14 protein-coding genes are annotated in these 20843 nt (G+C 55.3%); 7 read left to right on the top strand and 7 right to left on the bottom strand.

Going from position 1 to position 20843, the window contains the following annotated elements:
• Nucleotides 1–20 precede the first annotated feature (20 nt).
• Entirely contained in the window at nt 21–1109 is a 1089-nt protein-coding gene (locus tag FRD01_RS08060; RefSeq protein ID WP_146958881.1) for a trypsin-like peptidase domain-containing protein, read from the top strand.
• Nucleotides 1110–1120: 11 nt separating this feature from the next.
• On the opposite strand, the gene FRD01_RS08055 is transcribed toward FRD01_RS08060, so the two are convergent.
• Nucleotides 1121–1753 carry a tetratricopeptide repeat protein gene (locus FRD01_RS08055; RefSeq protein WP_249756109.1) on the bottom strand — a complete coding sequence of 211 codons (633 nt, stop codon included), beginning with the start codon at nt 1751–1753 and terminating at the stop codon, nt 1121–1123.
• Nucleotides 1754–1840: 87 nt separating this feature from the next.
• Between FRD01_RS08055 and FRD01_RS08050 the strand changes: the two genes are divergently transcribed.
• From FRD01_RS08050 to FRD01_RS08040, 3 genes are read left to right on the top strand one after another with little or no spacing between them, the layout of a single operon-like run.
• Nucleotides 1841–3010 (top strand): MBL fold metallo-hydrolase, encoded by a 1170-nt coding sequence (locus FRD01_RS08050; RefSeq protein ID WP_249756108.1) that lies wholly within the window; start codon nt 1841–1843, stop codon nt 3008–3010.
• A 38-nt stretch (nt 3011–3048) separates the two neighbouring features.
• Nucleotides 3049–5658 (top strand): ATP-dependent Clp protease ATP-binding subunit, encoded by a 2610-nt coding sequence (locus FRD01_RS08045; RefSeq protein ID WP_146958878.1) that lies wholly within the window; start codon nt 3049–3051, stop codon nt 5656–5658.
• A gap of 56 nt (nt 5659–5714) precedes the next feature.
• Entirely contained in the window at nt 5715–6743 is a 1029-nt protein-coding gene (locus FRD01_RS08040; RefSeq protein WP_249756107.1) for a protein kinase domain-containing protein, read from the top strand.
• Here FRD01_RS08040 and FRD01_RS08035 read toward each other — a convergent pair.
• Nucleotides 6727–9774: a lamin tail domain-containing protein gene (locus FRD01_RS08035; protein ID WP_146958876.1), complete on the bottom strand. Its 3048-nt coding sequence runs from the start codon at nt 9772–9774 to the stop codon at nt 6727–6729. The genes FRD01_RS08040 and FRD01_RS08035 overlap by 17 nt on opposite strands.
• On the bottom strand, nt 9734–12100 hold the full coding sequence (locus FRD01_RS24870; RefSeq protein WP_146958875.1) for a thrombospondin type 3 repeat-containing protein: 2367 nt from the start codon (nt 12098–12100) through the stop codon (nt 9734–9736). Before FRD01_RS24870 ends, FRD01_RS08035 begins: the two co-directional genes overlap by 41 nt.
• A 107-nt stretch (nt 12101–12207) precedes the next feature.
• Between FRD01_RS24870 and purN the strand changes: the two genes are divergently transcribed.
• Nucleotides 12208–12834: a phosphoribosylglycinamide formyltransferase gene (gene purN / locus FRD01_RS08025; protein WP_146958874.1), complete on the top strand. Its 627-nt coding sequence runs from the start codon at nt 12208–12210 to the stop codon at nt 12832–12834.
• Here the strand turns inward: purN and FRD01_RS08020 are convergent.
• Both FRD01_RS08020 and FRD01_RS08015 read right to left on the bottom strand, forming a co-directional pair.
• Entirely contained in the window at nt 12831–14495 is a 1665-nt protein-coding gene (locus FRD01_RS08020; protein ID WP_146958873.1) for a hypothetical protein, read from the bottom strand. The genes purN and FRD01_RS08020 overlap by 4 nt on opposite strands.
• 139 nt (nt 14496–14634) lie before the next feature.
• A complete protein-coding gene (locus FRD01_RS08015; protein ID WP_146958872.1) occupies nt 14635–15729 on the bottom strand; it encodes a hypothetical protein in 1095 nt (364 codons plus the stop codon).
• A 188-nt stretch (nt 15730–15917) separates the two neighbouring features.
• On the opposite strand from FRD01_RS08015, the gene FRD01_RS24865 reads away from it, so the two are divergent.
• Nucleotides 15918–17288, top strand: a complete 1371-nt coding sequence (locus FRD01_RS24865) for a thrombospondin type 3 repeat-containing protein (RefSeq protein WP_249756106.1) — start codon at nt 15918–15920, stop codon at nt 17286–17288.
• 67 nt (nt 17289–17355) lie between these two features.
• The gene (locus FRD01_RS08005; RefSeq protein WP_146958871.1) at nt 17356–17829 is read left to right on the top strand and encodes a hypothetical protein; all 474 of its coding nucleotides are present in this window, start codon (nt 17356–17358) and stop codon (nt 17827–17829) included.
• On the opposite strand, the gene FRD01_RS08000 is transcribed toward FRD01_RS08005, so the two are convergent.
• Nucleotides 17805–19715 carry a hypothetical protein gene (locus FRD01_RS08000; RefSeq protein ID WP_146958870.1) on the bottom strand — a complete coding sequence of 637 codons (1911 nt, stop codon included), beginning with the start codon at nt 19713–19715 and terminating at the stop codon, nt 17805–17807. The genes FRD01_RS08005 and FRD01_RS08000 overlap by 25 nt on opposite strands.
• The gene (locus FRD01_RS24860; protein WP_430700859.1) at nt 19712–20836 is read right to left on the bottom strand and encodes a VWA domain-containing protein; all 1125 of its coding nucleotides are present in this window, start codon (nt 20834–20836) and stop codon (nt 19712–19714) included. The genes FRD01_RS08000 and FRD01_RS24860 overlap by 4 nt, the downstream gene beginning before the upstream one ends.
• Between the last annotated feature and the right edge of the window lie 7 nt (nt 20837–20843).

Below are 20843 nucleotides of genomic sequence, written 5' to 3'. Positions count from 1 at the left end.
TGAAATAGGAGGCGATTGAGATGCGATCTTTGGTCTTATTGATGTTTAGCCTCGGGCTCGCTGCCTGCCAGAGCGCAGCTGAAGAGCCCCAATCCGCACCCCTTGCGTCGGATGCCCCTGCACCTAATGCGTCGGCCCCACCGGCCCCTCCCGTGGCCGGTGCTCCTCCCACATTCGCTGATGTGGTCGAGGGAGCAAGGCCCGCAGTCGTCAACATTTTCACGCGAACCAAAATCAGAACTCGCCCTCATCCTTTTGCCTTTCCGGGTATGGTGCCTGAGGAGCGCTCACGCGAGAGTCTTGGATCGGGCTTCCTCATCGACCCGTCCGGCCGCGTCTTGACGAATCATCATGTCATCGCCGGGGCCAGTGAGATTGAAGTGCGCTTGTTCGACGAGCGTCGCTTTAAGGCGCGCGTGGTTGGAGATGACCCGAAAACTGACCTCGCGTTGCTAGAGCTCGAAGAAGCAAAAGATCTTCCGGCGCTTAAACTCGCTGACTCGGACCAGTTGCGCGTGGGTGATTGGGTGGTGGCGATTGGAAATCCGCTCGGTTTGACCAGCACTGTGACAGCCGGAATCGTCAGCGCAACGGGCCGAAAACAGATTCCACTTGGTGATATGAGGTATCAGGACTTCATCCAGACCGATGCCTCTATCAATCCCGGCAACAGCGGGGGCGCGCTCATCAACCTCAAGGGTGAGGTCGTTGGCATCAATACTGCCGTAAACGCCGGTGCTCAGGGCATCGGCTTTGCGATTCCGATCAACATGGTCAAGGAGCTTTTGCCGAAGCTCGAAAAAGGCCGTGTTGAGCGAAGCTGGCTCGGTATCTACGTAGAAGAGGTTCCTGAGAGACTCGCCAAGGAGTTAGGAGTTGAGAAAGAGGGGGCTCTTGTGACTCGTATCGTTCGCGGCGGACCTGCAGATGCAGCGCAACTAAGGCCGGGAGATATCATCTTGTCGATCCAAGACTCCGAGATCACGGACGCCGACCAGCTAGCCTGGGTTGCAGGTAATATCGGGGTTGGCGAAGACGTCAAGGTTAAGATTCGACGTGGAAATCAGGACGCTGAAGTGGCCGTGAGAATGGGTGCGCTTCCTGATTGAGCGGGCCTAGACTAAGCGCGGCTCAAGGCGTCAGTGATTCGAGTTTTGAGTACTCCCGTTGAGTTTTCGAGTTCGGTTTGCAGGGTCTTTTTTGCAGCGGCCACCGAGCGCCCTCGCTGTAGATCGATTAGCGCGAGCTGCACACGAACCGTCTGACCAAAGGGCGTCCCGCGATTCAGGGCTTTGTACATCTGCTCAGCTTCATCGTACTTGCCGAGCTCGTATTTCACGTTCGCAAGATTGTAGTAGAGCCTGTCGCGGTGCGTGGACGGTGTCAGCTCGATGGCTTGTTCAAGCACCTGTTCTGCCTCTCTGTATTTCTCCATTCCTGAGTAGATCAGTGAGAGCTTTGTGAGCATCTCGGCGCGCGGTCCAAATTTTCGCAAAAACCAGTTGTCGCGATAAAATTGCAGCAGGGTCTTGAAGTTTCGCTGCTGGAAATGAAACGCGAATTCACGCTCAAAATTTAGCCATCGTTTTCGCAAGTACCACGGGTAGGCGAGGTAGTAGATCGGCATCCAGAGCATGAAGAGCGCGAGTGCCCATAACGGTGTCTTGAAGTAAAAGACCATCAAGAACATGATGGCCAATGAGATTGGAATCAGCGCTCTTCTCCAATCGATTTCTATGCGACTCTTTGACATGAAGTCCGACTCCAAAGGTACAGACGGCGACTTAACAGGTGTGGATTGTAACGTGGACATAATGGTTCGCCAAATCAAGGGTCAATTGTGTTGAAGTTGCTTGGTGTGTCTATCGGAAGGCGGCACGAATCCGGGACTACGTGGTACCTTCAGGGGAATTCTGGTGGGCTGCTTTTGGATGCCGGAGCCAATGCCACGCAAGAGATAGAGGACGTGGGGCTGATTTTTGTCAGTCACGCCCATGTGGATCACGTCGGCGCGTTGATCGACCTCGTGGAGAGATTTCCCCGTGCGCGTCGCGTCGCGAGTGTGCAAACGCTTCGGTCTCTCGAGGCGGTCTTGGTCAATGAACTCAAAATGAGAGGCGGCAAAATTGGACGTGCTCATGCCATAGTTGACACCTTCGAGCCCAAAAAGTTCCACGCCCCCTTTGTTCACGATGAGTTTGAGCTGACGTTGCTCCCTGCCGGACACGTTCCAGGTAGCTCCATGCTCTTGGTGGAGCGTAAGGCCCCGGCCCACCGGCTTCTCTACACAGGTGATTGGAGCCCTTTTCAGATGCCTGGAATCGAACCCGTGTTCTGGCCAGGGGACGTGGACACTCTGATCCTTGAATCCGCTCTGGCGGCTCATCACGAGTTGGACGGCTATTCATTTGAAGAGGCTATCCAGACTCTCGGCTCGCTCAGTGGCGCACTGATTCTGGCTAGTCCGGTGGGCGAGGCGAGGCTTGTTTGGGAGAGTTTGAAGGGACGGGACGGGTTTTGCGTACACGAGAACCTGCGCTCTTTTTTGCCCGAGGCCGACTTTGGGCTCACGCACGATTGCGTTCGCACCCTGGAGCAAGGAGGCGTGGTGCTGGCCGCTGGAAAGGAGCTCGACTTTAACACCCCTTCAAGGGCGCTGGTCCAGTCTATCATCGGGGACGCGACGAAGAGCGTGCGCATCGTTAACGGGGTGAAGTCCCGGAGCCTTGGTGACCAATTCCTACACGCCGGCAACCGCGCGAAGGTCCAAGGTCTTGGAAGACGGCGTGTGCAGGCTTCGATTCTCGAGCTCACACTTCACGCTCCACCCGTGCATCTGATGAGAGCGGTGGAAGATCTAGCGCCCAGCAGGGTGGTGCTTACCCATCAGGATGAGAAGGTTCTGCATGCCTTCAAGCGCAAGCTCGGAAAGCATCTGGAAGGCAAAGCAAATCCGGAGATTATTGTCCCTTCCAAGGCGTATATCGACCTTGAACGTCTACCGGCTTAGGGTTAGTCTCCGCCGACCCCGGACGAGAGTGAGGAGACATGACGAACAAGTTCGATCTCGCGAAGTTTACGAAGCAAGCAAGAAAGCACCTCGAGCGTGCTCAAACACTCGCTTCAAAGTTAAACCACCAACATGTCGAGACGGAGCACGTGCTCCTCGCGATTCTCGAAGACGAAGACGGACTTGGTTCGAGTACGCTCCAGAAGCTCGGTGTGGATACCAAAGCGCTTGGCCGCGGGGTCATCGAAGAACTTGAGTTAGTTCCAAAGGCGTACAAAAGCACCTCCCAGGTCTTTGTCGGCAAGAAGCTACTCGATATTCTGACCCGTGCGGGTGAAGAGGCCGAGAAGTCGGGAGATCAGTTCGCCAATACCGATCACGTCCTGATCGCGATGACGGAAATCCCTGGAACCTTCGCACATTCTCAGTTTAAGAAGCTCGAAGTGGACGCTACGAAATTGCGTGGTGAGCTCAAACAGAGCCGTGGAGGAAAGCCGATCACGAGCGCTGAAGGGCCGATGTCGGAAATCTTGGAGAAGTACGCGACCGACCTGACGAAACTCGCGGGGCAGGGCAAACTCGACCAGTTTATCGGCCGCGATTCTGAGATTCGTCGCATCATGCAGGTCCTCTCCAGACGGTCTAAAAACAACCCCGTGCTCGTCGGCGAACCTGGCGTTGGCAAAACTGCCATCGTCGAGGCGCTCGCCCAGCGTATGCACGCGGATGACGTGCCGCTTGGCTTGAAGAACAAGCGCATTTTCTCGCTGGATTTGGGCTCTCTGGTTGCGGGTACGAGTCTCCGAGGGCAATTCGAAGAGCGAATCAAGGCGATCGTCACGGAAATCGTTGCCAGCGAAGGCAAGATCATCCTCTTTATCGACGAGATTCATCAATTGATGGGTGCCGGTGGAGGTGATGGGCCGATGAACGCGTCCAACCTCCTCAAGCCCGCACTTGCGCGCGGCGAGCTGAGCATCATCGGCACGACCACGGTGGAAGAGTTTCGGCAGTATATTGAGCCCGATGCTGCATTCGAGCGGCGCTTCCAGCGTATCTTTGTGGACGAGGCAAGCGTCGAGGAATGTGTTCAAATTCTGCGCGGCATCAAACAGCGCTTTGAGATTCACCACGGCGTTCAGATTCAAGACAGCGCGCTTGTCGCTGCAGCTCAGATGACGGACCGCTACATTATGGACCGTGCGCTTCCGGACAAGGCTATCGATGCCGTGGACGAAGCCGCATCAAGGTTGAGGCTCGAGATCGATTCGAAGCCAACCGCACTCGATCAGGTGGAGCGCCGAATCCATAACCTGGGCGTCGAGCTCGGCGCGCTTATGGCTGAGAGCGATCAAGATAGCGTCTCGGCTCGAAAGCGACTGGAGAACGAGATCGAGAGCCTTCAAGAGGAGGCCGCGGGTTTGCGTGTGCGTTGGGAGCTTGAGAAGCAAGCTCTTGATCAGGTCACCGCCCAGAAAGAAGCGCTTGAGGCGACCTTGAAGGAAGTCGAAGAGGCTAATCGCAAGGGCGAGTTGGGGCGTGCTGCCGAGCTTAAATACGGCGTGATTCCCAAGATCGAGAAGGAGATCGCTGCCGCCCAGGAGAGCTTGATGGAGGTCAACCCTGGCCAAAGACTTCTCAAGGATTTCTGCGACGATACCGATATCGCCAAAGTGATCGCGAGCTGGACCGGTATCCCGACCAGCAAGATGATGGAGTCCGAGCGAGAAAAACTCCTCAATATGCCGGACCGAGTGCGTCAGCGTGTGGTCGGGCAAGACCACGCTATCGACATTATCGCGAGTGCGATCTGGCGCTCACGTGCTGGGCTTCAGGACCGTAATCGACCTATCGGTAACTTCATGTTCGTTGGGCCAACGGGTGTAGGTAAGACCGAACTTGCGAAGGCACTCTCGGAATTTCTCTTCGATAGTGAAGATGCTATGGTCCGCATCGACATGTCCGAGTACATGGAGCAGTCTAAGGTCAATACCCTGATCGGCTCGGCCCGTGGTTATGTGGGCAGCGAGCAAGGCGGTATCCTCACCGAGGCGGTCCGGTTGAAGCCGTATTCGGTCGTCCTCTTTGATGAGGCCGAAAAAGCCCACCCTGACGTCTTCAATATTCTGCTGCAGCTAATGGACGAAGGCCGTCTCACAGACTCACAGGGGCGACGCGTAGACTTTACGAACACCCTCGTGATCCTGACGTCCAACGTGGGTTCCAGAAAGATTCTGGACCTCGCGGGAACGGTTGACGGCGAAGAGATGACCGAGGAGGTCAAGAATATCCTCAAAGATCATTTCCGGCCGGAGTTCCTCAACCGTCTTGATGCTCCGATTGTGTTCAACGCCCTGGATCGCGACGCCATTGGTCTGATCGTAGACATCCTGATTCGGAAGCTCCGCAAGCTGCTCGCCGAGCAGAAGATGGATATCAAGCTGACGGATGCTGCCAAGGAGTTCATTGCCACCGAGGGTTACGAGCCTGAATACGGCGCACGCCCGCTCAAGCGAGCGATGAGCCAATTCATTCAGGACCCGCTCGCGGTCGAGATTCTCGAAGGAAAGTTCGATGAAGGAGACACGATCCTCGTCGAAGTTGCCGAGTCTCAAGATCAACTCATGTTCACCAAAGCCACAGACTAAGCGTGCAACCAGGCTCCTTTTTGATCGATGCCTCACGAGGGGAGAGACGCTTTAGGGTGAAGTCTTTGCTCTTTGAGGGCGCGAGCTACCAGATCGCTTTGGCCGAGGACACCGCGCTTGATGATAAGTTGGTGTGCGTCAAGACTATCGCGTACGACTCGAAGCGACTTCAGGATAAGGCCTATGTGGTTCAGCGCCGAAAGGCGCTGCATCAGGAGATGACCTTTCTGACGCTCAGTTCGCATCTTCTGCCCGAACCTCTTGACTGGATTCAGCTCGAAGAAAGCGAGACTGTTCTTAGCAGAGAGCCAGTTCTTGTTTACGAGTACATGCCTGGCGAAACGCTCTTTGAGCACGTGAAAGAAAAGCACCCAACGGGTATGGCGCCCTTCAGGGCACTTCGTTTGATTCGCGAGGTCGCCGGGTTCTTGGCTGAGATTCACGGTGAGGGATGGGTGTTTCGGAACCTCGATCCGAGGCATATCGTCATCAGCGTGGACGACATTATCCATATGGTTGGTGCGTCGAACGCGGCCAAGATCGGTGAGCGTCCCTTGCACATGCAAAACAAGGGCGAGTGGGCGTATATCGCGCCTGAAATCCGTGAAGAGCTTTCTGGGCAATTCATCAAGCGGCAGGCGGATCTCTACTCTTTGGCGGCACTCTTTTCGTTTTTGGTAACCGGCGAGGAGCCTCGGGAGAGTGTTGAGAATCCGTTGACGCGGGCAGCGTATGAGAAGCTAGCAGCGCTAGATCCGCAAGGACTCACGCTTCTGATCGCTAAGAACATGCAGCCGATGGCCAAAAACAGGCAGGCTCGGATCGAGAAGTTTTTGGAGCTCTCTTTGCCGCAGACTCTTCCGACGCCGCAATCTAAAGACTTTGGGTTGATGGCATTGCCAGCGCCGTGGACAGGCGCAGAGTCGCCTGATTCACGTGCTATGAAGTCGACCTTGAGTCCCGGACCGCTGATCAGCGTGGAGCGTCAAGCCCAGCAGCAATCAAAAGACCAAGGTCAGCTCGAGGCTGCTGAGCCGCAAGGTTGCCGCGGAATCTTGAGCAGGTTGTTCAATCGAGCCAGGTAAACCCACCGCCTAGGACTTCAGACTGTATATCCAGCGGGGCGCGGTCGGTGATGGTCCAGTTTGAGCCGTCGAATGTAAAGTCGCGCACGCGCGAGACTACGATGTCCACGAGGCCACTCTCGGTGTGGGCCTCCCACGAACACTCCAGACCGCCCTGGATGTCAGTACAGTTTAGGAGAACGCTTCCGATCTCCACTTGGAAAAGGCGCGAATCAAGTGCCCAGCCTAGGACCTGAATTGTGCCTGGTGCAGTGTTGGAGGCCGTGTTGATATCGGTACTTGCGACTTGGAAACATCGATTCGGGGTCGGAGCACTGATTTCGAAGAGATCGGAGCTTGAGACCCGTACAAGGGATTCTCCCGAAACGCCCCGTGTACTGACCTCAAGTTTTGGAAGGCCATCTTCTCCAACGAGGTTGTTGTTGTTCGCGCCCCCGTAGAGGACCACATCGAGAGGTACGCTCGCCGCGGTTGGCTCTCCAAAAAAGACTCCAATGCCGTCTGCCTCGGCTCCGCCGTTTTGCAGCGCTGGTGTAAACGCACTTGCTTGGTCGAGAGCCGGGAGCCCATTTGATGCGCTCGAGGTAGGACCGCCGACCACAAAACAACCCTGAGGTGCGATGGTCCCCTGAAGTTGGAGTCTTGAGTAGGTATAGTCTGCGCCACCGTTGCCCACCCAAAACGAGGCGAGGTCGATAGGGGAGTCACTGGTGTTGATGAACTCCACCCACTCCAGGTTGTCGTCAGCGCCAACTGGATCGAAGAAGACTTCGTTGACCATCAAGGCGTCTCCATCGACCACATCGACGCTGGCTGTGGATGCGTCGGAACCCGCTGCATTGCTGACGGTTAGCGTATAGGTCGCCGATTGTGTGGGTTGAAGAGTGATCGAATCCAGAGCCGGATCGAGACCTGTTAAGTCGAAGTTGTTTCCGAGGTCATCGGTCAAAGTGAATGAAGTAGCCCCTTGTGACTCCCAGTTGAGAACAACGTCTTGTCCCGCCAAAATCGTGGACTCGGAGACGGTGAAGTTCAAGACGGTCGGTGCCTGAGGAAGCACCGTGAAACTCACGTCAAGGGTGTCCGGTCCACGGAACCCAAAAGCAGAAAGTCTGCAGGTCGAAGAGACGGACGGTGAGAAAGTCACCGAATCGGAGTCCTTGTTTGTGCCTGCCGTGGTGACAAAGTACGGGTTGCCATCGATATCTGTGCACTCAATCTCCACGCCAAGTGCGAACTCGGTTTGCCAGGAAAGACTCAGGGAATCGCCCTGAGAGACGGTTACCGCTGAGGCTTGGAAATCCAAGATCTCTACTGGCTCGTTGACCACAAACTGGGCGCTCGCTGAGGCAGGGCCACCCAGTCCGTTGGCGGTTAAAATGAGTGTTTTAGACGTGTCTACGATCAGGTTTAGTGAGTCGCCGGCTGGATCGAGTGTTGTGACGTCAATGATAGTGCCGTCAGAGTCTCTCAGCTCGATGCTGGTCGCGTTTGCCGTTGTCCAAGTCACCGTAGCGGTTTCGCCCGGTGCAAGCGCGTTTGGAGCGACTGAGAAGCTCTGAATCGAGACTGCCCCAGCTGTATCCACGAAAACCGTCGCATCGGTTGTGCCTCCTGCGTTTGAGGCGCTGAGTGTGTAGGTCGTGGGACCACTGACGGGTGTGGTGAGCAGACCGTTGGTGGAGGAAACACCAGTTGTGTCTAAGGATTGGGTGCCATCGCTTAAGGTATAAGAGTCGGCACCTTCAATCTCCCAGGAGAGGGTGGTCGTGGCTCCCGTGGCCACAAGGGTCGGGGCGGCATCAAAACGGGTGATCGTTGGAGGCGCTGGTAGCACCACCACCTCGAACTCAGCGGTCTTTGCATGGGCCTCGTTGGAAGCGATGATCGAGTACGTTGTGGTCACGCTCGGTTGAAGCGAGAATGTGCCTTGAGCGAAATCTTCAGTGGCCATTTCGTAAGTCGCAAAACCATCGGAAAGAACCAGGGCCTCAACGTCGCCGGAAATCTCCCATGTGAGGTCGGTTGACTCGCCTAGGGCGACGGGCGGCGTGCCCGAAAATGAGAGAATTTCGATGGGTTCGTATACGGTGATGTCGAGCTCCCTTTCCACCACGAGTTGGTCTCTCTTGGCCCTTAGTCTGTAGGTGGTGCTCTCGGCGGGCTGGACATTGAACGCACCCTGGGAGTTTGCCGAGGTATGGAGAACGCCTGCCGGTCCTGCGATCTCAATCTCGTCGGTGTGAATAACTTCCCACTGCAGCGTGGTGGCCTGGCCCTCGAGTAGGAACTCGGAGAGCGCCACGAAGCGCTCGACTTCTGGTGAGATTGGCAAGACCTCGAGCTCGATGGGGTCGCTCGTGACTATGCCCCCGTCCTCGCCGTTAATGACCAGCGTGTAGGCTCCGCTCGTCGCGGAGTCGGTTCGGATGGAGCCTGAGTCGATATAGTCAACTTCTATCGCAAGAAATGGCTCTCCATCGCGCAGAATCTCACCGTTTATTGCGTTTGACGTGGACCATGAGAAAGTCACCTCTTCGCCCTCTTGAATGCTGGACTCTGAGATTTGGAAGTCGAGAATCGCACCGGCCGGCCTGACGACTGAAACCGTGACTTCCGCCTGAGTGGTGTTCTCGTCCTTGGTTGCGCGCAAGGTGTAGGTGGTATCGTCGAGAGGCGTGACTTCCACGGTGCCCGCTCCGAGTGAGCCGGGCCCAATCTCAAACTCAAACCCATCGGACCCTGAGATCCGAGCGGAGCTGACAGAGGCGATCTCCCATGAAAGTTGGACGGAGTCCCCTAGATCGACGCTTGAGGTCTCGGCTACGAACGACCGAATATTGACCTGAGAGATATCGATGATGCAGGCGCCGTCTGTGCAGACCTCGCCGGTTTCACACTCATCATTGAAGACGCAAATAGGCTCCGCAGGATCGGCGTCTGAGCAGCCGAAACTAAAAACGAACACCCCTGCTATCAACAAAGCTACTTTATGGCTCGCAGGCGTCCCCAATTCCATTATTGTCCCCATCTTCTTGTCCCGGATTATCTACGGTTGGACAGTTATCGCATGCATCCCCCAATGCGTCGGTATCTGAATTTGTTTGGTCGTTGTTTGCCGTGGTTGGACAGTTGTCAGTTCCGTTGGGTATCAGGTCACCGTCGATGTCGGGGTCACACGAATCTCCCACACCATCCATGTCCTGGTCTTCCTGCAGTGGGTTCGCAACGTCGGGGCAATTGTCGAAGTCGTTCGCGATGGTGTCGTCATCTCGGTCTCCATCACAAGTATCACCGATATCGTCTCCATCCAGGTCTTCCTGTCCGGCGTTCGCGATGTCCGGGCAGTTGTCAGTGGTATTGTCTACGCCGTCTCCGTCGCGGTCTGGGTCGCATGCGTCCCCGATATCGTCTCCATCAAGGTCTTCCTGTCCGGCGTTCGCGATGTCCGGGCAGTTGTCAGTGGTATTGTCTACGCCATCTCCGTCGCGGTCTGGGTCGCATGCGTCCCCGACATCGTCTCCATCAAGGTCTTCCTGTCCGGCGTTCGCGATGTCCGGGCAGTTGTCAGTGGTATTGTCTACGCCATCTCCGTCGCGGTCTGGGTCGCATGCGTCCCCGACATCGTCTCCATCAAGGTCTTCCTGTCCGGCGTTCGCGATGTCCGGGCAGTTGTCAGTGGTATTGTCTACGCCGTCTCCGTCGCGGTCTGGGTCACATGCGTCCCCTACATCGTCTCCATCAAGGTCTTCCTGTCCGGCGTTCGCGATGTCCGGGCAGTTGTCAGTGGTATTGTCTACGCCGTCTCCGTCGCGGTCTGGGTCACATGCGTCCCCGACATCGTCTGCATCAAGATCGGCCTGTCCGGGGTTTGGTACGTCCGGGCAATTGTCGGTGTTGTTGTCAATGCCGTCACCGTCACGGTCTGCATCGCAGACGTCTCCATCGTTGTCACCGTCTGAATCTAGTTGGTCTGTGTTGGCGGTGTTTGGGCAGTTGTCACAGACATCTCCGACCATATCGCTATCAGCGTCTGCCTGGTTTGGATTGGAGATAAGCGAGCAGTTATCACAAACATCTCCAAAGCCATCACCATCGGTGTCGGCCTGATCGGTATTGGCAGTGTTTGGGCAGTTATCACAAACATCCCCAACATCATCACCGTCCGTATCGGTCTGAGAGTTATTCGGGATCAACAAGCAATTGTCGGCTGTATTGATGACTCCATCCCCGTCAATGTCCGGGTCGCACACGTCACCAAAATTATCGCCGTCGAGGTTCTCTTGGAGTGGATTGTCGTCGTCTGGGCAGTTATCACAGACGTTGCCGAGCCCGTCCGAATCGTTATCGGCTTGCGAGGAGTTCGAGATCGACGGGCAGTTATCACATGCGTCGCCTACACCGTCTCCGTCCATGTCTTCTTGATTCGGGTTCGCGGTGCCGTCGCAATTATCGCACGCATCCCCGATCCCATCGCCGTCTGAGTCTGTCTGGTTTTGGTTGGGCGTTTCTGGGCAGTTGTCATCTGCGTCGATGACCCCGTCTCCGTCTAGATCATCTTCACAGGCGTCCCCGACGCCGTCGTTATCGAGGTCTTCCTGCTCGTCATTGAAGACGAGTGGGCAGTTGTCGTTATCGTTATCAAACCCATCCCCGTCGATGTCGTCGTCGCATGCGTCACCTTCGCCGTCTGAGTCTTGATCCTCCTGGCCTGGATTTACATCAAACGGGCAGTTGTCTTCGGTGTTCTCAATCGTGTCTCCATCGATATCGATATCACATACGTCGCCTTCGCCGTCACCGTCGGCGTCTTCTTGGGAGGCGTTTACGATGAGTGGGCAGTTATCTTCGTCGTTAAGAACGCCGTCCCCGTCGATATCGTCATCACAGAAATCCCCGACCCCATCGCTGTCTAGATCGCCCTGATTTGGGTTTACAATCAACGGACAGTTATCGTCGTCGTTGTCGATACCATCGCCATCGATATCGTCGTCACATGCGTCGCCGATGCCGTCTCCATCGAGGTCTTCTTGCTCGGGGTTGGCTACGTCAGGGCAGTTGTCGTCTTCGTTTTCGATGCCGTCTCCATCGGGATCGAGGTTCGGCATATCCTCTGGCATATCGACTTCGGGCATATCGACCGGCATATCGACTTCGGTCATGTCTTCGGTGGCATCGGGTACGTCGGTATCTTCGGACATATCCTCTTCAAATGCAGGCACGCATCGATTGAACGCCGTGCATTGCTCGCCAGGGAAGCAGTCTTCATCGCGGCTACAATACGAGTCCTCGAATGAAGGTTGGCAAGCGCTGAGGAGAGTGAGGGCAATAAGTGCAGCAAAAATGTGCAGTTTCATTTGAAAACACCGTAACGACTTCGAAATTTTGGAAGACTCTCTTGACTCACTACGATAGTAGAGATTCAGAGCTGTTCAAGGCAAAAGGACTTAGACGCGAGAATAACGTGGAAGTATTTTTTTCACCACCCTTGGAATCGTTGGCTCGACCTACACGAGTCGTAAATGTCGGGGTTTTGGCTTCCGGAAGTGGTTCGAATTTTGAGTCGATTGTAAAAGCGGCTCCAAGTCTAGGTTTTCAGGTTTGTTGTCTGGTCGTGAACAAGGAAAATGCTGGTGCCATCGAGCGCGCCGGGCGTTTGGGGATTCCACATGGTGTAGTCTCCCACCGGGATTTTGGGAGTCGCGAGACTTTTGATGAAGCGATCGTCTCAGCCCTTCAGAGCCATGGTGCCGAATGGGTAGCGATGGCGGGTTGGATGCGCATTGCTTCTAAGCCGTTGTTACGAGCGTATGAGCAGCGGATCGTGAATCTACACCCAAGTCTTCTGCCGAGCTTTAAGGGCGCAACGGCAGTCAAGGACGCCTTGCTTGCAGGAGCTTTGCTGAGCGGATGTTCGGTTCATCATGTGGTCGAGGAGCTCGACGCGGGCCCTCTGGTGGCTCAAGCCGCCGTGAGAGTGCACCCCGATGATGATGAATTGAGCCTCCATGCTAGGATTCAGGAAGCTGAACGAGTTCTCTATCCTCGAGCGCTCGCCCACGCGATCGCCCAAGTAGAAGCCAACGATTAGCGGGCCATTCGTCGCCGAACACCCAAGCCAAGCAGGCTGAGCAGGATCAAGACGAGCGCGCTTGGCGTGGTTGCAGCATTGGCGCACGATGCTTGAGGTTCGCTTGCGAACGCAGGTTCAGCAGGCGCGGCTGGCTCGCTGAGCCCTTCGCCACACGCACACACACCTTCCCACGAGTCGAGGTAAGACGTGAAATCTGCTCCACCGTAGGAGTCTGTGTGTCCTTCAGGGCAGGTACATACGTTATTTTGCTGACAATCAAGCCCTTCGTACGCGTTCGGAAGTGTGTATTGAGGGAACTCGTCCCAGCTTGTGCTCATATTATCCACGACACCGTTGCAGTCATCGTCGAGGCCGTTGCAGATTTCAGGCATCGGCTCGTACATCGAGGTGCAGGTGTCCGTGTTGTTGATACACTCGTATTGACCGAGTGCGCAGCGCCCTTGAGCGCCATCCACCACGCAGTAGCTTCCCTCTAGCGGACAAGGGTTGTCGACAAAGCTGCCCGTGCCATCACACGTCTCTAGGTCATTCATGATGAAAATGGTTTCGCGGTCGTCGATGAACGAGACATCATCTCTGGTCAATTCAGTGCATTCGTCCCTGAAGCTCACGTAGTCCTCCGGGCAGTAGAAAATCGGCATGTCGTCAAACGTGGTTCCACGTGCGACCTGGCGGATGCACGAGAAAATGCCGAGCAAGTTGGTGTCGGTAGATTCATCGCAACCAGTGGGCGTGTTTCCTTCGCCAACAAGGTGGCAGCGAATGTCTTTTAGCTGACCGAAAGGACCCTGATCTGGGAAAGCCAGTGCACCGGTCATGTGTGGGCTGGAGCCCGGTCCGCAATCATAGCGGCCATCGGCCAAGTCGTTTCGGATTTGTGTGTCGGTGCGACCTTGGATTTGTTCGCATACGTCAATGATATTCCGATCGTCTTCATCATCTTCATCGCAATCATTTCCATAGCAACACTCACCGGTGCCTCCGGCAGCCGCGAGCAGATTTGCGAATGGCACGGGTGACTCACCAGACTTGCGGAACATCATTACCCATGTCGGGATTGAAGGAAGTTGACCACTGATGCCGCCTTCGCGATTGAGGCATGCCTGGGTCAGGGTCTTCTTGATCCTTCCGTCAGGCACACCATCATCCAATTGTGGAATGTCTCCGAGGACGAGCATCGTGAGGTGAGGAGTCTGCCACCAGAGTTCTTGCACAGGATCGGGTGCAAAAATACCACCGGGGAAGGTGTTCTCGCGGTGGATTCTGAGGCCCGAGTCGGTATGCCTTCTGTCGGGATTGCCACAGAATGTATTGCCCGCTTCGTTTTGAATCGTCGAGATTCTATCCTTCACATCACCACCACCGTCTTCTGATGGTGTGGTGTAGACCGTGAGCGAGTCGTTACAATCTGCGGCCGGATAACCCGATAGTCCAAACTTGAGGATATCGCAGGTGGCGTAGTTGTTTGCATCCGTACAAGCTCCAGTCTCCCAATAGCTATCAATGTGGAAGTTAAGGGCGCTTGAGAGGTTTCCGGATTGGCCGTTCGAGAAGACGTCCCCGCCGAACATCAACATGGTTTCTGGCGCAGCTAGCTGTTGAGCGGCAGCGCTAGATGCGCAAAGCATCAGGGCGGCGGCAATAAGTGGTTTCTTCATAGGGGACTCCTCAAACATGTAACACGGTCTCTAGTATGCAAGTTGCATTCCCATTGTTTGAGACTGGTTTACTTTGTTCTGTGTGGATAGCATCAAAGTTTGGCGTCATGTCTTTGACAAATTGTGCAAAAAGTTGCGTTTATGGATTAAAAGTAATGTCGATAGCGAAGTCCACGGATGCTGCTTGAAGAGATTCGATACGAAGGAAGAGGTCTCCACCCTCCTCGGTCGTGTACCGGACCTCGTTAAATCCAAACTCATCAGCAAAACCAGCGAACTCACACGTGTCCGCCTCGCACGAGGTGGAGAAGAAGTAACCGTAGTTTCCGCTCGACTGGTCGTTCTCTGAGGAAACCAGGATTTCGGTGCCTGCGGCTACGTCTTCGAGCTTGACCACAAAGTCAGCGTATTGAGTGTTTTCAGGCGGTTCACCAACTTCAAATGCGCATGTTGGGTGGCCGACCGCATTCCAGGAGTCCGCGTAGGCGCGGGTAGCTCCTGTGATTCGGTGGGTACCAGATCCGGCAACACTCAATTCGCTTGCGCACGTGTTTCCGGCGCATTCAGTCCCAGCGCACCCGTCTGCGCAAGCGTAGGTGTCGAGCCGTTGGCCGCTCACGCAATTTTGAAGCGCACCTTCCACACACACGTTATCGGCTTCGGAACAGATCAATTCGCTGGTTTCGAGTGCCAGACGCACGCCGTTCGACTCGATTTCGCCGTTGATGGCAAGGTAGTAGGGGGTGCCTGGGACGAGGTCCCAGACGCTTCTTCGCTCGGAAGTACATAGTGCGTCTTCGTTTGCCTCTGGGCTGCACGAACCTTCGCGAAGCTCAAGGCTTGGCGCCGGAGGGATCACGATTTCTCCAACCATCCGGGGTAGCGCATCGGCTGTGATGGTGAGCTTCATCGGAACTTCCACTTCAAATTTATAGAGCGTGGACCCTGATGATGCGTCTTCGGTTTGGCACGAGGTAGTGTGGCCGGTCTTTGGTTCTTCGAGCCTTCGCTCCAAGAAGCCATCTTCTGAGATCACACCGATATCACGAATCGACGAACACCCTTCGTCTGGATTCACCGCCATATCTGGCTGCGGAGTATCCGGAGTGTCCATGTCCTCGGTGTTTTGATCTGGCTCGTTCATATCCGGGATGTTGTTCAGATCGATAGGAGGCGCGGGGGTCTCGTCCCCGCAGGCGACCAGAAGTGCAGCGATAAGTAAGAAAACTCGCATCAAAAGTCTCAAAAAGTAGGTGTTTTGGGGAGTAGATTCCTCGCTGATTGTATAGGCGAACGGACTTCATCGCTAAGGATCGGATACCGAAACCGTATTCGGGTCGAATACGAATTCAGATCCCGACAATTGGTTCTTGGGCTGTCCGTCGGTGTAGACTTTAAAAAAGCCTCAGCGAGAGAGCGAACGTGGGAAAATACAGATGGTTAGCCGTCATTTTTGTGACGGTAGGGTGTTCTGAGCCGGCTGTCGAGTGTCGATTATCGGTGGAATGTGAGCAGAATTTTATCTGTGTTTCGGGACGTTGTGTTGAAGACAACGTGACCCTTCAAGACATGGGTGAGCCCGATATGGAGACCCCTGAAGACATGCCTGAAGTGGACATGGAACCCGATGGTTCCATCATCCAAATTCCCGACATGACCGAAGAGGACATGAGTATCGTGGACCCGGAAGATCCTGATACGGACGGGATCGCGAATGCGGAAGATAACTGTCCACAAGATTTCAATCCCAATCAGCTCGATTCCGACGGCGATGGCCAGGGTGATGCGTGTGATTCAGATGTTGATGGTGATGGAATCGACAATGAGCAAGACAACTGCAAGTTCGTGGCGAATCCGGGTCAAGAGAATGTGGATGGGGATCGATTTGGAGATGCCTGCGATTTTGATTCTGACAACGATGGGGTGTCGAATCCAGTCGACAATTGTCCATTAATTCAAAACCCAGACCAGTTGGACACGGATGGAGACGGTCTCGGGGACGCTTGTGACGATGATATCGACGGTGACGGTGTTCCGAATGACGAGGATAACTGTCCTTACGACGCCAATCCGGACCAGACCGATACCACTCAGAATGGCGAGGGTGACGCCTGTGACTCGGACCGCGATGGTGACGGCCTGCCAAACCTCGTTGACAACTGCCCTTCGGTCGCCAATCCAGACCAGGCTGACCTCGATGGAGACGGAATCGGAGATCTCTGCGACGACGATATGGACGGAGACGGAACGCCAAATGTCACGGATACCTGTCCATTCCTGGCCAACACGAATCAGACTGATACGGATGGCGATGGACTCGGGGACGCCTGCGACAATTGCCCAAGCATCGAGAACCCCGATCAGGCGGACTCCGATTCTGACGGTGTAGGAGATGCATGTGATAACTGCCCGGGCCTTGCAAACGAGGATCAGGCCAATTTTGATGGTGATGCGTTTGGAGACGCGTGCGATCTCTGCCCATCCGTTGCCTCTGGACTTAACTTGGACTCGGATGGAGATGGGATTGGTGACGCCTGTGATTCAGACTCCGATGGCGACAACGTTCCCAATGTCATGGACAACTGCCCTACAGTAGCGAATCCAGGTCAAGAAGACTCGGATTCCGACGGAGTAGGCGATGTTTGCGATAACTGCCCCAACGACCCCAACGGAAATCAACGCGACAACGACCGAGACGGCGTGGGTAACGTATGTGATAACTGCATCAACGTTTCCAATCCCGGGCAGGAAGATTCCGACGGTAATGGATTTGGAGATGCCTGTTCTCCATGATCCACCTTGCAAGGTTTTGAAGCCTCGGGTTATTTTGTTCACACCACAAACCCTGCGGAAGGCTCCAATGTCCACAACAATTTCGGACCGAGTAAACGCCCCGATCGATTGTCCGCTCAAGATGAGCACGATCGCCTGGACCCGATGTATCGAGTACCGACAGGAGTACAAGTGCCTCTGCAAAGAGGCACGAGACCGCCTGCGTACCAAAGGGGAGGGTAAAGAGGCGTTCGAAGAGAAGTTACGCCAGATTCGTAGGCCCACGCCCGCGAAGCCTAAAGGCTGGACAGTCGATCGGATGTCGCGCTTTTACGTCATTTACGACGAAAAAGGCGAGCTTAGGCATCGCGCAACGAATCAGGCGGAGGCGGACGACTACCTCGGCCTCGCGGCAAAGGTGTTGGCTCTTCAGGAAGAGAACGCGCGGCTCTGGAAACTCCTTGAAGAAGATCTCACGCGTGCCGAGGATCCCTGGGCTGACGTCACAAAAATGTTGGGTGATGATGACGCAGACTCTTACGCCTCCGAAGAGGAAGAATAGAGCGTTAGAATTGCAGCAAGCCTGAACACCACTCGCCAATCTTCAAGGCTCAATTCGCTCTCCATCCATCGGCTTGCTGTCTCAAGCCCCGTGCCTTTCAACGTCTTTGCAAACTCCGCTTGAGTCCTCGGATCCAAGGTGCCAGCGAGAATGCCATCCCCCAACCAACGCAACAATGACTCAACTTGATTGGTCTTCGAATCCGGTTTGGCTTTCGATTCAAGAGTGTCTTGAGCCTGAGGCATTTCGATCCAAGGCATCAAGAGTCGACGCTCGTTCTCCTCGGTTTCCCAAACAATGCCGGTTGGTTGCAGAAAGAGTGAACCAGATCGGGCAGAGATGAGTCCCGCAATAAACCTCACTCTCTGGGCGTTTCGACCCAAGACATTCATCGTCTGCTCGAAGCTCTCCGCTCCTAGCGACGTATAAGGATGTTCCACCCGGATGCACTGGCCTTCTGTGTCTAGCGCCTCGAAGACCAAGACCTGATTCCTCGCGTCAAACTCGAGATTGCGGATGGAGTCTGTCTCCAACACGAGAAAGTTTTCTTGAAGCGCATTGAGCCCCAAGGGGCCTGGGGCCTTATTTAACAATCGCGCCCGAATCTGGCTAACCCTAGACGTCCGCACCCTCGCCGGCAGCGCCTCCCACGAGAGACTTTGGCCATACACACTCAAGTGGTGCTGATCGACGCCGAGCGCATGTTCATGGACCCTACCTCTATGGGTAGTGACGATTTGCCCGGAACTGATGCTCGCGATCGTGCGACCAGCCCAAGAGCTGCGCCTCGCGAGATTGAATAATGAGAGCGTGGTCTCCGGATCGATCACCCAATCAAAAGTTTGCGAGATGGATTGGAGCTGACCATTTTCCTGGTCCACCAAGATGGACTCCAAAACGATTGTTTTGGTGCGAAGGTGCGCCCGGCATCCAAGTCCGATCAGCCTCCGCTGACCAAAGGTTTCCTCGATATGTAGCCCTCGCACAAAGGCTCGAGGAATTGGGATTTTGTCGGCGAGGAGAGCGTCGACTCGAAGCTGGAATTCGCCCATGCAGAGCGCGAGCTCCATCGGATCAAAACGCGCGTCTTGGCCCTGAAACTTTGAGATTAGGTCCCGCAACGTCTCCAAAAGCTCGGAGTGGCGAACGAACCCAAGCCCACGAAGACTCTGCGCACGCGCGCTCAGACGGTCGAGCGCGACGGAGTCCAGTGCCCCGAGTCCATGTGTGGCTTTGAGCCCTAGATCTTCCAACGCGTTGAAGAGAGGCGAGGCCTCCTCCGCGCTGAGTGGTGTTTCTCGGTCGTTTGTGACCAACGCGTAGTCGAGCGCCTCCGAGAAACGAAACATCATCGCCGCGAGCGGGATGTGGAAGCATCGTGGTGTGGAGCAGTCGCATTGGGCGTATTCGAGTTTGTCCGGGAGCGAGAACCGTACGGTTCGTCCCAGCGTGAGCAGAGTTGCTTCGGGCCTTTGGCCGTGAAAGAGCTCCGCGACCATACCGTTGACCAACGCGTCCTGGGCTCGGTTGAAGACCTGGCCACCTACAGCAGCGATCAGGACGTCATCACTCAACTCACCGGGGTTCCAAGGCCCTTCAGCCTCGCTCAGAGGCTCAGCACTTGCCTTTAGGTGGAGAATGCTCCGCACGATATGTCTGCACTCTCTCGTTGCTTTGCAGGTGCACGACGCGGCCATGAGCGGCTGGTCGCTCGGGAACTCACAGGTCACGCCATCCGACCAGACAAAGGTAATGCCAGAGGCGAACTCATGACATTCAACACTCAGGCCTTCGGCGAGTTCTTTGGTGGCGCGCTTTAGCGTGCCTCTGTTGGAGTAGTTCACCAGATCGCTTTCTTCGAGGCGCTGAAGTTCGTCCTTGATCATCGAATCTTCTCCGCGACCCATTGGGCGAGTTCGCCAGGTGTCATGGCGCCGATATGAACTCCGAGATTTGCGAGTCTTTGGGCGATCTCTCGGTCAAAATGAGGCTCTGCCTGACCATCAAGGGCCGCAAGACCCAGCACGTGTGTTCCTTGCTCGACGAGCCCCTTCGCCATTGCGAAGAGGTGTTCCACGGGACCACCCTCAAAGAAGTCCGTAATTAGAACTACGATCGTTCGATTGGGGTCGTCGACGAGCTTTGACGCATATTCCAGAGCGTTCGCGATATCCGTTCCGCCGCCAAGCTGCACATTGAGCAAGGTTTCTACCGGATCTGAGACCGATTCGCTGAGATCAACAACCTGCGTATCAAACGCGACGAGGTTTGATTTGAGCTGATTGAGCTTATGAAAGATTGAGGCGCTCACCGCAGCATGGATGACGTTTTCGAGCATGGACCCAGATTGGTCGACCACGATGATAAGCCGCCATTTTTCGGCGTGACGCCGGATCCGGGTGAAGAAGATGGGGTTTTGCACGATCAACTTCTGGGACTCAGGGTCCCAATGCTTTAGATTGCGTCGAATCGTCTGAGCCGCATCGAAGTTCTTTGCGATTTTAAGCGCGCTTCGCCGCTTTCTGTTCAACGCTCCCAGAAATGGTGTTTGAATCTCGCGGGCGAGTTTTTCCATGAGCTCGCGAACAACCTCTTCAACGATGCGTTTCGCCGCGTGCAGAACTTCCTGGTTCATCAGGTGTTTGGTGCGCAACACCGCCTTTAGGAGCGTCAAATTCGGGGTCGCACGGTTGAGAATCTCCGGGCGCGTCACGATTTCCTCGATCTGATAGCGGTCGATCGCGTCTTTCTCGAGCCTCTCAATCGTGCGTTTCGGAAAGAGTTCGTGAACTCCGTTGATCCATTCTGGCACGGTGAGTTCGGAAGCCTCCGAGCCACCCTTCTTGTTCTTTGCACGGATATTTCGTCTTGGCCCGAGCTCTCGTCGATAGAGGTAATCGAGCAGCAGCGCGCGCCTTGAGTTCTCGGCACTCAGGCCAAACCCGCTGGCCCCGGAATCGTCCCCAAGTATGAGTCTCCACCTCGATTTTCGGACGTCTTCGTCCACCTCGGGT

Origin of the sequence: Microvenator marinus (assembly GCF_007993755.1) — a bacterium.
Taxonomy (GTDB): domain Bacteria; phylum Myxococcota_A; class Bradymonadia; order Bradymonadales; family Bradymonadaceae; genus Allomicrovenator; species Allomicrovenator marinus.
The sequence above is the reverse complement of the archived record's forward strand: the minus strand, read 5'-3'. Positions and strand labels throughout refer to the sequence as shown.

Coding starts and splice junctions, on each gene's coding strand:
- FRD01_RS08060 (WP_146958881.1), top strand. CDS start 21: ATGCGATCTTTGGTCTTATTGATGTTTAGCCTCGGGCTCGCTGCCTGC.
- FRD01_RS08055 (WP_249756109.1), bottom strand. CDS start 1,753: ATGTCAAAGAGTCGCATAGAAATCGATTGGAGAAGAGCGCTGATTCCA.
- FRD01_RS08045 (WP_146958878.1), top strand. CDS start 3,049: ATGACGAACAAGTTCGATCTCGCGAAGTTTACGAAGCAAGCAAGAAAG.
- FRD01_RS08035 (WP_146958876.1), bottom strand. CDS start 9,774: ATGGGGACAATAATGGAATTGGGGACGCCTGCGAGCCATAAAGTAGCT.
- FRD01_RS24870 (WP_146958875.1), bottom strand. CDS start 12,100: ATGAAACTGCACATTTTTGCTGCACTTATTGCCCTCACTCTCCTCAGC.
- FRD01_RS08020 (WP_146958873.1), bottom strand. CDS start 14,495: ATGAAGAAACCACTTATTGCCGCCGCCCTGATGCTTTGCGCATCTAGC.
- FRD01_RS08015 (WP_146958872.1), bottom strand. CDS start 15,729: ATGCGAGTTTTCTTACTTATCGCTGCACTTCTGGTCGCCTGCGGGGAC.
- FRD01_RS08005 (WP_146958871.1), top strand. CDS start 17,356: ATGTCCACAACAATTTCGGACCGAGTAAACGCCCCGATCGATTGTCCG.
- FRD01_RS08000 (WP_146958870.1), bottom strand. CDS start 19,715: ATGATCAAGGACGAACTTCAGCGCCTCGAAGAAAGCGATCTGGTGAAC.